Raw genomic sequence first — 15,047 nt, 5'->3', positions numbered from 1 at the left:
AGATAAGGGTGAACACTCTTATCTGTCAGAGGATAGTCAGGTTGGAGGTGTTGCTGACACTAGAAGCATTGCTTCGTTTCGACTCGTCTATTTCTTAGACAAGAAACCCCCTCCTCAAACCGCATGGTTAGGTGGGGGAGGTTCATGGATTATCTTAATAGTTGCAGTACCGCTGCATATTTTAAGATTTTAAATAGATTGGCTTAATGTAGATTAAGCCAATTGGATGAGTACATAAATAATCTTTTGGTCTATTATACGTATAGTAACACATTCATTTACTAGCTTTATAGAATAAATGGGTGATTGGTTTTCAAATAAAATAAATGAGGAAAAGGAGTACAGACAGATGTTGGTAAAGCTTATTTTTCCGCTTCTTGCATTGATTGGCGGAATGGCACTAGCAACACAGGGCCAGGTCAATGGAGGACTGGGGAAAAAGGTTGGAGTTATTGAAGGTTCCTTTATCAGTTTTTCCATTGGTACATTGGTATTATTATTTATTCTATTATTTTTCGGAAATGGTAATATTTCGAACATTTCACAGGTACCTAAATGGCAATTAATCGGCGGTTTATTGGGAGCTTTCTATGTAGTCGTGCAGGTTATTGTTGTTCCCAAAATTGGAGTTTCTGCTTCTTTGATGGCTGTGATTGTTGGTCAAATCATTCTTGGCGCAGTCATTGATCATTATGGCTTTTTTGGAGGACAGCGTTTTCCTATTGATAAGCAAAAGTTAATCGCGATTGTATTACTGTTATTTTCATTATATTTATATATGAAAAAATAATAAAAACTTTGTAAGAGGAGGACAAAACATGAAAATTGGTTTTATCGGACTAGGTACGATGGGACATCCAATGGCTCGTCATATTTTGAAAAATGGTTATGAGTTGATGATTTTTAATCGCACAATTGAAAAAATGAATGCTTTAGAGCAGGAGGGTGCTATTGTTGCCCATTCTCCGAAAGAAGTAGCTGAGCAAAGTGACATCATCTTCACAATGCTAACGGCAGATGCCGCTGTTGAGGAAATGATTTTAGGTGAGGACGGCGTTATTGATGGAGCAAAACCGGGCTTAATTGTTGTTGATTCTAGCACCATTTCACCGAAGACAAGTAAAAAGGTGGCTGCAGAGCTTGCAAAGGTTAAGGTGGAGATGCTTGATGCTCCTGTAACGGGCAGTGAACCACAGGCCATTGAAGGGATTTTAACCTTTATGGTTGGCGGGAAACAAGAAATTTATGAAACATGTCTTCCGTTATTCAATATAATGGGCAAAAACGCCTATTATATGGGAGAGCACGGGAAGGGTTCCTACACAAAGTTAGCGAATAATTCCTTGGCTGCTATTAATCTATTAGCTTTCTCCGAGGCAATGACAATGGCAGCTAAAGCTGGGATTGATCCAGAAATCTTTGTGAAGGTTGTCAGTGGCGGGGGAGCTAGAAGCGCCATGGTGGAAAATAAGGCCGAAAAGGTGATGAACCGCGATTTTACCCCTCATTTTATGGCGCAGCTTTTACATAAGGATCTTGGTCTTGCTGCAGATGTAGCAAAGGAATTAGAAATTCCTACACCGATGCTTGGAGTTGGAAAGGAAATTTTTCAAATGGCTAAAGCAAAGGGATTTGGAGAAGAAGATATGAGTGCCGTTATAAAGTGCTATGAAGAATGGGCAGGAATTGCTGTTACTAAGGTAAAAGAAGAAGTCTAAGTAAGAAAAAAAGACCGTTAAAACAGTTGATAATGTTTTAACGGCTTTTTTTACTTTCTATTTCATTACAGCACTAGGTGCAGTATTTGAATTTTCAATTTTACTTACTGCTTCCGCACTTGTATCAACACGTTTAACAAACAGGGCTAATACTAGAGCAACGATGTTAACGATAAATGTTACATAGAAGGAATATTGAATTCCCGCTAGTAATGCCTGCTGTGTTAACGCAGCAGTTGTAGCCTCCGTTAAGGTTGTTGGGTCTACGCTTGACATTAAGCTTGTCGCTTCAGTTTTTGTAACAGAGTTCATAATCGTTACTAAAACAGCTGTACCAATGGAACCTGCTACTTGTTGGGCTGTATTGTTAATGGCTGTGCCGTGTGGATTTAAACGAGTTGGCAGCTGGTTTAACCCATTTGTCATTATTGGCATCATAACCATTGACATTCCGAACATACGTAATGTGTAAATCCAAATAATATGGGCATAGCTAGAATCAATTTGAAGGTGTGCCAGCATGTAAGTAGATATTGCTGTTACCGTTAGTCCGATGAGTGCTAAAATGCGTGGACCAAATCGATCAAATAGTTTACCAGTAATCGGGGACATGATTCCCATAATAACCGCACCAGGTAACATCATAAGACCTGAATCAAGCGGTGAAATGCCTCGAACATTTTGGACATATGCAGGGGTTAAAATCATACCGGAAAACATGGCGATTGAGTTTACAATGGAAATAATCGATCCAAGCGCAAACATTGGATACTTGTAAGCACGTAAATCTAACAATGGTTTTTCCATGTTTACTTGACGAATGATGAAGGCAACTAAAGCAATTCCTCCCACTATTAATGTGGTTAAGACCATTCCATCTGTCCAGCCATCTGCGCTGGCAGAGCTGCATCCATATAAGATGCCTCCAAAACCGATACAGGATAAAACGACTGATAAATAATCAAGTGTCGCCTGTTTGTTCTGCTCCATCACATTTTCTGACTTCCAAATCGCTAAGATAAGACTAATTATAGCCAATGGAAGAATCATTTCAAAAAGAAGACGCCAGTCATGGTACTCTACAATATAACCTGATAACGTAGGTCCGATTGCCGGTGCTGTAATCATAACTAACCCGAAAATACCCATTGCGGCCCCACGTTTTTCACGTGGGAAGCTGATTAACATAATGTTCATTAACAATGGTCCCATAACCGAAGAGCCTGCTGCTTGAATCATACGTCCTATCAACAGGATGGCAAAGTTTGGTGCAAAGGCAGCCAATGCCGTACCTGCTGTAAAAATCGCTATCGAAGTAATGAATAAATTACGGTTCGAAAAGCGAGTGAGTAAAAAAGCTGATGCCGGAATTAATACACCGCTGACAAGCATATATCCTGTAGCGAGCCATTGTACAGTTGAGTAGTCCGGAATATTTAAATCAACCATAATAGACGGCAGTGCGACGTTTAATAAGGAGTTATTTAAAAATGAAACAAAAGCTCCTATAAATAAAATAACAATCATTACATAGGGCGTTTTTTTATTTTGTAAAGTTGAATCCATCCTTCTCATCCCTCTATATTTATTTTTCACTTGATTTATTTTATACCCATAGTTCAATTTGTGCAATATTTTTATACCACAAGTATAAACATAGTTGAGTTTTTAGTATTCGAAACTTATACTAGATTTATATAGCATTGTGAGAGGACGGCAAAGATACATGAATAATAGAAAAAGAAAAGTAGCTGACATGGCATTAAAGCTGTTTGTTGAGAAGGGGATTCAGCAAACCTCCATTCAGGAAATTATCGAAAAGGCAAATATCTCAAAAGGGACTTTTTATAATTATTTCTCGTCTAAAAATGATTGTATTGCCGATATTCTAGAATTTCTTCGTTATGATGCAAGCCAGCAGCGAATAGCTATTCAAATCGGCAAGGATACGAAGGATCGTGATGTTTTCATAGAACAAATTTCTATACTGCTTCGATTAAACGAGGAACGAAATGTACAACCGTTATTTGAGGCCATTTTATCCTCGAATGAAACCGATTTAAAAAAACTAGTCATGCAGCATCGGGTGTTTGAAATGGAATGGCTAACTAATCGCTTCATTGAAGTGATGGGAGAAGAAATAAGGGATTATGCTTTTGAAGGATCGGTTTTGTTTTACGGTATGCTGCAATATATGCTGTTTACATTAAGAGTAACGAATAGTACGTATTCATTACAGCATGTAGTAGATGTGATTTTATCCTATATTGAATTGATTATGCCTTTTATGATGAAAAGAGGCAGTGCTATGGTTAATTATTCTGCAATAGATCTATTAAGTGCGAATGTAAATAAAAAAATAGTGACGACATCAGAGTTGGTGGAATTAGGTGATCATCTGAAACAGCAGTATTCCTTTAATGAGGAGCAGCAGGATTTATTTGATGCCATTATGAATGAATTAAAACAGGAACGAATACGCAAGGTTGTGCTTCAACACTTATTAAAACCATTCCAAAAATTATTTAAAGAAACAGCCATTGAATCGCAAGTTGTTCAATTTACAAATTTGGTTTGGTATTATTTGCGAACCATTTAGGTAAATAATTTATATACAAAAATGGCGTTATCAACTGGGGCAGTTTATACGCCATTTTCTATTGTATAGCTGGCTTTGAATAGTAACAAATGTTACTGGAAATTCTAAAGAACATCAGCTAGAGGAGGCAGATGATGGGAAAGGATAGCATTAAGCTTACAGCTCCTGAAATTTCAAGTCTTTGGACACAATACTTATTTGACACGATGTCTATTTGCTTTATTAAATATGCACTGGAACACTTAGAAGATGAAGATATTATCGACATATATAATCTTGCGTTAGAGTATTCTGAAAAGCATGTCCAAAAAATTCAAGAGTTATTAAAAGGAGAAGACTATCCAATTCCTCATGGTTTTACACAAGAGGATGTGGATATCCATGCTCCACGTCTTTTTCAAGATCCTTTTTACCTTCACTATATGTATATTATGACTCTGCAGGGGATTACTGGATATGCCCTTTCACTTAGTACATCTATTCGATTGGATATAAGGACCTATTACACAGAATGTAATAGGGAAGTCACTCATCTATTTGATAAAACGATTGATACGCTGCTGACAAAAGGCCTTTTTTCGCGGCCGCCAGTTATTACACCGCCGAAGTCCGTTGATTTTGTCAACCAGCAAAGTTTTTTAACCGGATGGCTTGGCAAGCGGCGTCCGCTAACGGCAATGGAAATCGGTGATATTACCTTTAATATGAACAAAATGAATTTACATGTTGCATTGAAGGTTGGGTTTAGTCAGGTTGCTCAATCTGAGAAGGTACGTCAATACATAAATAGAGGAAGGGAAATTTCAGATAAGCACATTGAAGCATTCGATTCGATTTTCCGTGAAGAAAAACTGAATTCCCCTATATCCTGGCAATCTCTAGTCACAAACTCTACAACATCACCTTTTTCGGACAAATTCATGATGTATCAAGTACAGCTGTCAACCCAGCTTGCGATTGCTTATTATGGTACAGCTCTTAGTGTTACATCAAGAAGAGATCTTGCTCTTAAATATGTAACACTTACAGCTGAACTCTTAAGATATGCTGAAGATGGAGCGAACCTGATGATTGATAAGAAATGGCTGGAAGAGCCGCCGACTGCAAGTGACCGCAGGGCTTTATCAAAAAGTCTAAGGGTAAAATAAAGAAGCTGCGTGGCTAGTCCTAGCCATTTATTAGAAACTAATCACTAACCATAAGGGATATCTAGTAGGAATAAATTTCCTGTCAATTGGAATTTTCGGAAAATAATTTGCACTTTCAAGAAAAGAATGGTATAAACATAATAAGTATTTTTCGAAAATAATGTAAAAATATCAGTAAATGTGTTGAAACAGGGGGAATTATTTTATGGAAATTCGTAATAAAATAATAGATTGTACGATTCGCGATGGAGGATTAGTAAATAATTGGGATTTCAGTGTTGAATTTGTACAAGACTTGTATAATGGTTTAAGTGCTGCCGGAGTGGAATATATGGAAATTGGCTATAAAAACTCTGCTAGACTTTTAAATGCTACTGAGCCAAATCCTTGGAGATTTCTTGATGATAAATTCCTGAAAGAAATCATTCCAGAGAAAAAGTTCACAAAACTTTCAGCACTTGTTGATATTGGTCGTGTTGATCCAAATGATATTCTTCCACGTGAGGAAAGTATTTTAGATATGATTCGTGTAGCCTGCTATATTCGTGAAGTGGATAAAGGTTTAGAACTTGTGCAAATGTTCCATGATTTAGGGTATGAAACTTCCTTGAATATTATGGCATTATCAAGTGTTCCTGAGCGCCAACTAATTGAAGCCTTTGAAATGGTGAAGGAAAGTCCAGTAGACGTTGTCTACATCGTTGACTCATTTGGAAGCTTGGATCCAGCTGATATTGAGCATCAAGTGAAGAAATTCCAAACGATGCTTCCAAACAAGCAGCTTGGGGTGCATACACATAACAACATGCAACTAGCGTTTGCTAATACCATTACAGCTATGAGAAATGGAGTTACCTTCCTTGATTCATCTGTTTATGGAATGGGCCGTGCAGCCGGTAACTGTAATACTGAGCTTCTTGTCAGCTATATTCAAAAATCAAGCTATGAAATTAAACCTGTACTTGGAATCATTGAAAAACATATGCTTGCTATGCGTGAAAAGTGGGAGTGGGGCTATATCATTCCTTATATGATTTCCGGATCACTGAATGAACATCCTCGCGTGGCAATGGCCTACCGAGATAGCGATGATCGTGATAAATTTGTACAATTTTATGATAAAGTAACATCACCAGAAGCTAGTGTAGCACCTTCAGCACGATAACTTTAATTTAAAAGCACCTCTAAAAAAGAGGTGCTTTTATTATTGAACTGCACCTCAAAAGGGTGCAGTTTTTTTATGGCAGTAAAAAAATATCATGATGGGGAGGACTATCCAGCTTGGATTGTATTAATGCCCCCTCTGCTACAAGCTCTTGCAGGCCCTTTTTAACTTCTTCTGGTTTCACTCCAAATAAATCTGCGACCTTCACAGTAGAGATGGTCATATATTTAGGTTTTTTTGTTGATGATTGAATCATGGACTGAACACGGTTAAGCAGTTGATTTTTATCCATCGTTTTCTCCTTTTATTTTTTATAAATAATTTTACCAGTAAAGTAAATATTATAAGAGAATTTAATGGGTTTCTGCTGATGGATTGAGGAGGAAAGGGAATGAGTGATTTTTCGATACATATCAATGGCAAGGAATACCCTGCAAAGACAGGACAAAGGATTTTAGAAGTAGCCAGAGAAGAGGATGTATTTATCCCAGGAGTTTGCTATCATCCAAATCTAGGAACCATTCAAACATGTGATACATGCTATGTCATGGTGAACGGTCAATTGGTAAGATCCTGTACTCAACAAGCAGAGCCAGGAATAAAGGTTGATACAAAAGCCCCAGAGGTAAAGGCTGCACAATACGAGGCCATGTCTAGGATTCTAAAAAATCATGAACTCTATTGTACGGTTTGTGATAACAATAACGGGAATTGCACAGTCCATAATACCGTAATGGAAATGGGATTGGCACATCAGAAATATCCTTTTCGGGCAAAGCCTTACCCTCCTGATAATTCACATCCCTTTTACCGATATGAGCCGGATCAGTGTATTTTATGTGGACGTTGTGTGGAAGCATGCCAGGATTTACAAGTGAATGAAACATTGTCAATTGACTGGAGCCGAGATGTACCACGTGTCATTTGGGACAATGATGTACCGATTGATCAATCATCCTGTGTCTCTTGTGGACATTGTGTAAGTGTTTGCCCTTGTAACGCATTAATGGAAAAATCAATGCTTGGAAATGCCGGCTTTTTAACAGCTATCCCGCCGAAAATTATGGGTCCTATGATTGATACGATAAAAGAAGTAGAACCTGGTTATCGGGAAATATTAGCCATATCTGAAATGGAAGCAGCTATGAGAGAAGCAAAAATAAAGCGGACAAAGACGGTTTGTACGTATTGTGGTGTTGGCTGCAGCTTCGAGGTTTGGACAAAGGATCGTGAAATATTGAAGATTGAACCAACACCTGAAGCTCCGGTGAATGGCATTTCGACCTGTGTGAAAGGAAAATGGGGCTGGGATTTTGTCAACAGTGAAGAGCGTTTAACAAAGCCACTTATCCGAAAAGGCGAGGAATTTGTCGAAGCAACGTGGGATGAGGCACTTTCGCTAATAGCAGATAAACTAACAAGTATCAAAAATGAATATGGACCGGATTCAATTGGATATATTGCTTCCTCAAAATGTTCAAATGAGGAGAACTATTTATTCCAGAAATTTGTGCGTGCAGTAATGGGAACCAATAATGTGGATAATTGTTCAAGATACTGCCAATCACCTGCCACTTCAGGACTAATGAGAACTGTCGGAATTGGGGGTGATTCCGGGACAATGGAAGATATCATGGCATCCGAGCTGATTATCATTATTGGTGCAAATCCAGCTGAATCGCATCCTGTTCTAGCTACTCGTATTAAAAGAGCCCACAAGCTTCATGGTCAAAAATTAATTGTAGTGGATTTAAGAGAAAATGAACTGGCTCAACGAGCTGACCTCCATCTTCATCCAAAGCCGGGTACAGATATTATTTATCTAAACGCGATTACAAAATATTTCTTAGACCAGGGATGGGAGGATTCTGAATTCCTTTCTAACCGGGTTAATGGGCTTCAGGAATATAAGGCTTCCTTGGCGAAGTTTACACTTGAATATGCTGTGGAAAAAACGGGTCTATCTATGGAACAACTATTACAATTTGCGAACATGATAAAAAAAGCAAAGTCAGTTTGTATGCTGTGGGCAATGGGTGTAACTCAGCATATGGGAGCAACCGACACCAGTACGGCAATTTCAAACCTCTTGCTGGTTACAGGTAATTATGGCCGTACTGGTACAGGAGCTTATCCATTAAGGGGTCATAATAACGTACAGGGCGCTTGTGATTTTGGTACGATGCCGGCATGGATGCCTGGATATGAGCCTGTTCAGGATCAGGATATCCGCAAAAAGTATGAAGAGGCTTGGGGAGTTAAACTATCTGATGTTCCGGGTCATGATAACCATCATATGGTTGAAGGCATTAGTAAGGGTAAGTTAAAGGCTCTGTATCTTTTTGGCGAGGATATGGCTATTGTAGACGCAAATTCTAATTATGTTCATTCAAACTTCGAAAAACTAGATTTTTTTGTTGTTCAGGATATCTTTTTCAGTAAAACAGCTCAATATGCTGATGTTGTATTACCAGCTGCTCCAAGCCTTGAAAAGGACGGAACTTTTACCAATACAGAAAGAAGGATTCAAAGGTTCTATAAGGTATTTGAACCTCTAGGTGAATCAAAGCCCGACTGGGTTATTTTTCAAGAATTAGCCAACAAAATGGGTGCAAATTGGAATTATCAGCATCCTTCAGAAATTATGGATGAAGCAGCAAAGCTGACACCAATCTTTGCCGGTGTCAGCTATGAAAGACTGAAAGGTTTCACATCCCAAGTGTGGCCTGTTAAAGCAGATGGAACTGATACTCCGCTCTTATTTAAAGATAAATTTGCCTTCCAGGATGGAAAGGCGAGACTTGTGCCGGTAGAATGGACGGAGCCGTTTGAGCCTGGTGAAGATTATGATCTTCATTTAAATAATGGTCGTCTTTTAGAGCATTTCCATGAAGGAAATATGACTTATAAATCAGAAGGCTTAACGCATAAAGTTCCGCATCCATGGCTTGAAATTTCTCTCGAACTAGCTAAAGAGCGCGGTCTAGAGGATGGTGCACTTGTCGGTTTAACTTCTCCATATGGACATGTAGAAGTAAGGGTTATGGTAACAGACAGAGTGAAGGGAAATGAACTCTATTTGGCGATGAACTCTGCAGAGGATTTGGAAGCAGTCAATCGTTTAACGAGCAGTTATCATGACATCGTTACTCATACTCCAGCGTACAAGGAGATGGGTGTGAAAATGGAAGTCATTGAGTCTACGGGTGAGCCTCCGCTTCCAAAGCATAATCACCGGTTTGGAAATCGGACACCACAAATCAGTGTGAAGGTTGAGGAAAAGTGGCAGCGTTCAGACTATATACCAATTTCTGAAGTAGAGAATCTGATGGAGGGTTTTTATGGCGAAAGCGATCAGGCAAATTAGATGGGAAGAACCTAACCAAGCGGATAAACAAGCACAAGATTTGAATGAAATATTAAAAGCACTTGCAGAGAATAAGGAAGCAGTACTTTCCTGCATTGAATTCGTTAAAGGAATGCATGATTTAAAGGTGTTTGAAACGGGCGGAGCATTGCTCAAAAAGAGTGATGAGGTGGGTGCCATTGCGATGCAGCAAATCAATCAACCGGCTGTGCACAACATGATTAAATCAGGATTTGGGATTTTTAAATTTCTAGGGACTATAAAACCGTCACAGCTGGAAACGGTATTAAAAGGTGTGAGACAGGGAATCGAGAAAATGTCCCAAACAGTTGAAAATGGTGAAAAGGAAAGTTTATGGAAAATGAGAAAAAGGCTAAGCAAACCTGAAATTCGTACGGTCATGACTTCTATGTTTGATTTCCTTGAAGGCATGGGTTCCGCTTTCTTACGCAGTAAAGTGAACAACAAGTAAGGATGGTGTTTGGGGTGAAAGAACGAACTCTTCAAATCAGTAATCTTGATAGTCAGGAGGATGCTGAAAAAATTACACAAGCTGTACAGGATGTCTGGGGTATAACAAATGCTAAAGCGAGTCCTGCACAGAAGATTGTTTCATTTATATTTGATGAACGAATGGCATCAGAGCAAGACTTTGAACAGGCAATTATAGAATCAGGCTTCCATATTGTCAGTGAGTGATCTGTGAAGAGAGGTGATGAAATGCATTTATGTGAGATTTGCGGAACAAAGGAAGGTTTACTGGAACATACGGAAGAAACCTTACAAGCAGTGACGCTTCATATTTGTGAAAATTGCCGGGATGACAGGAAAAATCACTCCTTTGATGAATAAGCTTATATGAGCAGGTATAAGTAGAGAAATGAGGTGTAAAAAGGTGGAGCCGATTGAGGTAAGGAGGGAAGTTCTCCGTTTAGGTAAAGGCGGCATTGAAAAATTCGAAGACAGTGTGGTAACAGAGCACCCCCTAACAATAAAAATCAATGGCACCGAATTTGCTACGATTGTATGTTCACCTGATTATATCGAGGACTTGGTGATTGGTTTTCTTGCTTCAGAAGGGATCATTCGACAAAATGCCGATATCGAAAATCTGTGGATTGCTGAGAAAACTGGAATTGCCCATGTAAAAACAAAGCGAACAAACCCGTATTATCAAAGCTTCCAAGGGAAACGATATATCACATCCTGCTGTGGTGGAGGCAGACAAGGTTTTGTCTTCATCAATGATGCGTTAACTGCAAGAAAAATGGAAATTATACGAATCAGAGTGTCTTCCGAAGAGTGTTTTTCTTTAATGAAAGAAATGCAGCAATTATCTACTCTATTTCAAAAAACGGGCGGTGTCCATAATGCGGCACTTTGTCAAAATGGACATGTGTTACTGTCAAGAATGGACATCGGAAGGCATAATGCTTTGGATAAATTATTTGGACATTGCCTAAGAAACAGGATTCCACTTGAAGATAAAATATTAGCTTTTAGCGGAAGAATTTCGGCTGAAATCTTATTGAAGGCTTCAAAAATTGGCTGTGAAATTGTGATGTCTAAATCAGCGCCTACTGAACTTGCGCTAAACCTTGCCGAACAACTCGGAATCACAACGATTGGATTTATTCGCAATGAGTCACTAAATGTATACACTGGACTAGAAAGAGTCTATTTTCATTAAGGTGCTTGTTTCTTGTGACAGGGATTGTCCTGTGAGGTGTCAGGCATCCACAACTAATCTATATCTATTTGCTATATTAGGCAAAAGGATACTAGATTCGATATTGTGGTGCCTGACACCTTTGCTTTTGAAGCGCAATAGTTTTTTTTAGCATCTCCTAAAAGAGGTGCTTTTTTTTATATTTAGAGATTACATATTGTTACACTTGTAAACGCTTTAATAATAAAATTTAGAAATAATTTAAAAAAGCTTAACAGGAACTTAACCTGACATTTAGCCGATTGTCTCATTCCATTCGGCTTTTTTTGCATGTAATGTAACATATTAAGAGTAAAAAAAGAGCTAGTAGAGCAGAAAGAGCTTTCTTGTGAAGGGAGGCGTGAGAGTGGGGTACATTGAAGAGTTAAGAGAACTTATCGGAACTAGAGCTTTAATCTTAACCGGTGTAGTCGTAGTTGTTTTGGATCAAGAGAATCGCTTGCTTATGGTCGAATCTGATAAAGGGTGGAAATTACCTGGTGGTTTTATTGAATTAGGAGAATCAGCAGAGGAAGCTGGAAGGAGAGAGATTTGGGAGGAAACAGGTTTAATTATAGATAATCTGGAATTAATCGGGGTCATTTCAGGAAAAGACTTTTTAACCAAGCTATCAAATGGTGATGAATATTTTCCTGTAACACTTGTTTATGTAACGAAAGACATAAAAGGCGGCTTCCTAACACCTGATGGAATGGAAACACAAAAGGCTGAATTTTTTCATTGGTCATTTTTGCCTGAAGATTTATGTGTACGAGATCAATCTATTTTGCAAAAGTATCAAATAAAAGAATCACTCGTGAATCGTTAATATAAGTTTGAGAGGAAAGGAAGAAAAAGTGTGAAGACGATTGTTTTTTATATCGGCGAACCTTTAAAGATCAATCAGGGGTTTATGTACAATCAGATTATTGGAGTGAAAGAGTATCGGACGATTGTGGTCGGACCATTTTCGAACAGCAAAAACGTGCAATATAAGTTTGAACATTTCTACAATATCAACGAAATGAAAGACCTTGACAGTTTTTTTAAAAAACATCAAGTAGCAGCGATACACGCCCATCAAGGAAAACATTCGCTTGAGATTTTGCCGACAGCTTTAAAGTATAACATTCCGTTGATTGTTCATTTCCGGGGACGTGATTCTTCTACACGGACAGAAGATAGATATCGTAGAAATAAGGAACGATATAAAACATTAATGAATAAAGGCTCCGGTTACTTTGCTGTTTGTCAGTTTCTTGCAGAGGAATTAAAAAAATTAGGATTCCCTAAAGATAAAATCCATGTCCTATATGGGGGTCTTGATTTAAATCTGTACCCATATGTGAAACGTTTTCTGCCGGAAGAAGGAGAAATTAGAATCCTTTCAGTAGCAAGGCTTGTCGAGAAAAAGGGGTTCCTTACACTTATCAATGCGTTTCAACTGATACAGCAAAAGTACCCGCGGGCAACTCTTCATATTATTGGAACAGGTGAGGATAAAGATAAGATTAAAAGTCAAATCCACAAACTAGGATTGAAAGACCGTGTTTTTCTAAGAGGAGCCATGGACTCAAAGCAAATTGCTAAGGAACTAACAAAAGCTCATCTCTTCTGTCTGGCCAGCGAAACAGGTAAAGACGGTGATGTAGAAGGAATTCCAAATGCATTAAAGGAAGCGATGGCAAGCGGTTTACCAGTTATATCTACTTTTCATGGAGGAATTCCAGAATTAATCGAGCATAAAAAGACGGGATATCTTGCTCCTGAGAAAGATGCAAAGAAATTAGCGGAAGGAATGAGCTATTTTCTTAATCACCCAGAGGTTTGGGAAAAGTATACGAAGAAAGCAAGAAAGGTAATTGAAGAGAAGTTTGACACCAATAAACAAATCCTAGAACAACAAAGATTATATCGATTAATCGAAAAGAAGAAGTAAGAAAAAGAATGGAATCATAAGGAATGTTACGAAGCGTTTATGAATCTGAAAAATAACATGTGGTGGTGAGGAATACCATGCTGAGAAGCGATATGTTAGAAATTTTCACAGGCAAAAAGAAGATCTTTGTCACCGGCTGCGCGGGATTTATTGGTTTCCATCTGTCTAAGCGATTGTTAGATGAAGACTTTCAGGTAATTGGGATTGATAATATGAACGACTATTACGATTTGAACCTAAAAAACGATCGTTTAAATAGGCTAGTGAAGCATCAAAATTTCCAGTTTATAAAAGGGTCTATCGAAAACCTTGAATTGCTAGATTATATTTTTTCCCAAAATAAAATAGACATGGTTGTTAATTTAGCTGCCCAAGCAGGTGTAAGATATAGTTTGGAACATCCTGAATCCTATATTCAATCAAATCTTGCAGGTTTTACGAATACCTTAGAATGCTGTAAAAAGTATAAAGTTAACCATTTTATTTATGCATCATCCAGCTCTGTCTATGGAGACAATAGAAAAATTCCATTTTCGGAGGATGACCGTGTGGATCGTCCAATTAGTATTTATGCTGCTACGAAAAGAGCTAATGAGCTACTTGCATATTCCTACAGCTCCATATATAAAATTCCGTCAACTGGACTACGATTATTTACTGTGTATGGACCTTGGGGAAGGCCGGATATGGCGCTATTTACTTTTACTGATGCTATCATAAATAATCAGCCGATTGAAGTCTATAACAATGGAAATATGAAAAGAGACTTTACTTATATTGATGATGTTGTAGAGTCAATCTATCGGTTAATCAAGAAAGGTCCCCCAAAGAATACTAGAGTACCTTATAAAATTTATAATATAGGACATAATGCCCCCCTTCGACTCAACTATTTTATTGAGCTGATAGAAGAAGAGCTTGGTAAGAAGGCGGTAAAAAAATATCTCCCTATGCAGCCAGGAGATGTACAGGAAACCTTCGCAGATATAGAAGAATTAGAGAATGATATTAATTATTCACCAATCGTGACTGCAGAAGAGGGGATTAAGCGTTTTATTCGCTGGTATAAAGAGTATTACCAGATATCTAAGAAAAATTAGAGGATATCCAATAAAGGTTTGAGATTCTATCATTTATGTCCAGAGGACTCCCGCTTCAAATTTTCGTTAGAAAATTAAGCGGTGAGGTGAATGGGCGGTTTTAAGAAAAGATTTAATTTTATTTTTCACACAATTTGAATAGAGAACATATGTTTGGTATAATAGAAGCAAAGGAGGTGAGAAAATGGAAAATAAGGATAAATTAAGTACTTATTCCACTCAACAGATTTGGATCAAAAAAGGCCATCGGTTGTATACCTATTTTCAAACCATGTGCGAAAATAGTAAACATTTGTTCAACAC

At 38.1% G+C, this 15,047-nt stretch carries 16 protein-coding genes; 14 read left to right on the top strand and 2 right to left on the bottom strand.

The features are described 5' to 3' along the window. From F4V44_RS28055 to F4V44_RS24845, 3 genes are all read left to right on the top strand, one after another. The coding region (locus F4V44_RS28055; RefSeq protein ID WP_223882033.1) for a hypothetical protein at positions 1-193 on the top strand (193 nt) is incomplete at its 5' end. A gap of 156 nt (positions 194-349) precedes the next feature. Continuing rightward, a complete protein-coding gene (locus tag F4V44_RS24850) occupies positions 350-790 on the top strand; it encodes a DMT family transporter (protein WP_150442699.1) in 441 nt (146 codons plus the stop codon). A 28-nt stretch (positions 791-818) separates the two neighbouring features. Next, positions 819-1,718: an NAD(P)-dependent oxidoreductase gene (locus F4V44_RS24845; RefSeq protein WP_150442698.1), complete on the top strand. Its 900-nt coding sequence runs from the start codon at positions 819-821 to the stop codon at positions 1,716-1,718. 57 nt (positions 1,719-1,775) lie between these two features. On the opposite strand, the gene F4V44_RS24840 is transcribed toward F4V44_RS24845, so the two are convergent. Next, positions 1,776-3,284 carry an MDR family MFS transporter gene (locus tag F4V44_RS24840; RefSeq protein WP_150442697.1) on the bottom strand — a complete coding sequence of 503 codons (1,509 nt, stop codon included), beginning with the start codon at positions 3,282-3,284 and terminating at the stop codon, positions 1,776-1,778. Positions 3,285-3,444: 160 nt separating this feature from the next. Here F4V44_RS24840 and F4V44_RS24835 point away from each other — a divergent pair, with 160 nt between their 5' ends. The 3 genes from F4V44_RS24835 (at position 3,445) to F4V44_RS24825 (ending at position 6,630) form a co-directional block, all read left to right on the top strand. Continuing rightward, complete coding sequence (locus F4V44_RS24835) at positions 3,445-4,317, top strand: TetR/AcrR family transcriptional regulator (RefSeq protein WP_150442696.1); 873 nt, start codon at positions 3,445-3,447, stop codon at positions 4,315-4,317. Between the two features lie 134 nt (positions 4,318-4,451). Continuing rightward, positions 4,452-5,465, top strand: coding sequence for a DUF3231 family protein (locus F4V44_RS24830; protein WP_191090854.1), 1,014 nt, complete (start codon positions 4,452-4,454; stop codon positions 5,463-5,465). 205 nt (positions 5,466-5,670) lie between these two features. Beyond that, complete coding sequence (locus F4V44_RS24825) at positions 5,671-6,630, top strand: aldolase catalytic domain-containing protein (protein WP_150442694.1); 960 nt, start codon at positions 5,671-5,673, stop codon at positions 6,628-6,630. Between the two features lie 73 nt (positions 6,631-6,703). On the opposite strand, the gene F4V44_RS24820 is transcribed toward F4V44_RS24825, so the two are convergent. After that, a complete protein-coding gene (locus F4V44_RS24820) occupies positions 6,704-6,922 on the bottom strand; it encodes a GntR family transcriptional regulator (RefSeq protein WP_150442693.1) in 219 nt (72 codons plus the stop codon). Positions 6,923-7,021: 99 nt separating this feature from the next. Between F4V44_RS24820 and fdhF the strand changes: the two genes are divergently transcribed. The 8 genes from fdhF (at position 7,022) to F4V44_RS24785 (ending at position 14,744) form a co-directional block, all read left to right on the top strand. Then, positions 7,022-9,997: a formate dehydrogenase subunit alpha gene (gene fdhF / locus F4V44_RS24815; protein WP_150442692.1), complete on the top strand. Its 2,976-nt coding sequence runs from the start codon at positions 7,022-7,024 to the stop codon at positions 9,995-9,997. Continuing rightward, positions 9,972-10,469 (top strand): DUF1641 domain-containing protein, encoded by a 498-nt coding sequence (locus F4V44_RS24810; protein ID WP_150442691.1) that lies wholly within the window; start codon positions 9,972-9,974, stop codon positions 10,467-10,469. The genes fdhF and F4V44_RS24810 overlap by 26 nt, the downstream gene beginning before the upstream one ends. Positions 10,470-10,483: 14 nt before the next feature. Next, positions 10,484-10,696 (top strand): heavy-metal-associated domain-containing protein, encoded by a 213-nt coding sequence (locus tag F4V44_RS24805; RefSeq protein WP_191090853.1) that lies wholly within the window; start codon positions 10,484-10,486, stop codon positions 10,694-10,696. A 21-nt stretch (positions 10,697-10,717) separates the two neighbouring features. Then, the gene (locus F4V44_RS28210) at positions 10,718-10,849 is read left to right on the top strand and encodes a hypothetical protein (RefSeq protein WP_263406685.1); all 132 of its coding nucleotides are present in this window, start codon (positions 10,718-10,720) and stop codon (positions 10,847-10,849) included. Between the two features lie 43 nt (positions 10,850-10,892). Then, positions 10,893-11,687, top strand: a complete 795-nt coding sequence (gene fdhD / locus F4V44_RS24800) for a formate dehydrogenase accessory sulfurtransferase FdhD (RefSeq protein ID WP_150442689.1) — start codon at positions 10,893-10,895, stop codon at positions 11,685-11,687. A 385-nt stretch (positions 11,688-12,072) separates the two neighbouring features. Then, entirely contained in the window at positions 12,073-12,534 is a 462-nt protein-coding gene (locus tag F4V44_RS24795) for an NUDIX hydrolase (protein WP_150442688.1), read from the top strand. A gap of 30 nt (positions 12,535-12,564) precedes the next feature. Further along, positions 12,565-13,644: a glycosyltransferase gene (locus tag F4V44_RS24790; protein ID WP_223882032.1), complete on the top strand. Its 1,080-nt coding sequence runs from the start codon at positions 12,565-12,567 to the stop codon at positions 13,642-13,644. A gap of 77 nt (positions 13,645-13,721) precedes the next feature. Continuing rightward, positions 13,722-14,744, top strand: coding sequence for an NAD-dependent epimerase/dehydratase family protein (locus tag F4V44_RS24785; protein ID WP_223882031.1), 1,023 nt, complete (start codon positions 13,722-13,724; stop codon positions 14,742-14,744). Positions 14,745-15,047: the final 303 nt, after the last annotated feature.

The organism is Niallia endozanthoxylica (genome assembly GCF_008710145.1).
GTDB classification, from domain to species: Bacteria; Bacillota; Bacilli; order Bacillales; family Cytobacillaceae; genus Bacillus_BD; species Bacillus_BD endozanthoxylica.
Note: the sequence above shows the minus strand (reverse complement) of the source record. Positions and strands in the feature narration are given on the sequence as shown.

Excerpts from the sequence above, each read along its gene's own strand:
- F4V44_RS24850 (WP_150442699.1), top strand. The coding sequence starts at position 350 with ATGTTGGTAAAGCTTATTTTTCCGCTTCTTGCATTGATTGGCGGAATG.
- F4V44_RS24845 (WP_150442698.1), top strand. The coding sequence starts at position 819 with ATGAAAATTGGTTTTATCGGACTAGGTACGATGGGACATCCAATGGCT.
- F4V44_RS24840 (WP_150442697.1), bottom strand. The coding sequence starts at position 3,284 with ATGGATTCAACTTTACAAAATAAAAAAACGCCCTATGTAATGATTGTT.
- F4V44_RS24835 (WP_150442696.1), top strand. The coding sequence starts at position 3,445 with ATGAATAATAGAAAAAGAAAAGTAGCTGACATGGCATTAAAGCTGTTT.
- F4V44_RS24830 (WP_191090854.1), top strand. The coding sequence starts at position 4,452 with ATGGGAAAGGATAGCATTAAGCTTACAGCTCCTGAAATTTCAAGTCTT.
- F4V44_RS24825 (WP_150442694.1), top strand. The coding sequence starts at position 5,671 with ATGGAAATTCGTAATAAAATAATAGATTGTACGATTCGCGATGGAGGA.
- F4V44_RS24820 (WP_150442693.1), bottom strand. The coding sequence starts at position 6,922 with ATGGATAAAAATCAACTGCTTAACCGTGTTCAGTCCATGATTCAATCA.
- fdhF (WP_150442692.1), top strand. The coding sequence starts at position 7,022 with ATGAGTGATTTTTCGATACATATCAATGGCAAGGAATACCCTGCAAAG.
- F4V44_RS24810 (WP_150442691.1), top strand. The coding sequence starts at position 9,972 with ATGGCGAAAGCGATCAGGCAAATTAGATGGGAAGAACCTAACCAAGCG.
- F4V44_RS28210 (WP_263406685.1), top strand. The coding sequence starts at position 10,718 with ATGCATTTATGTGAGATTTGCGGAACAAAGGAAGGTTTACTGGAACAT.
- F4V44_RS24785 (WP_223882031.1), top strand. The coding sequence starts at position 13,722 with ATGCTGAGAAGCGATATGTTAGAAATTTTCACAGGCAAAAAGAAGATC.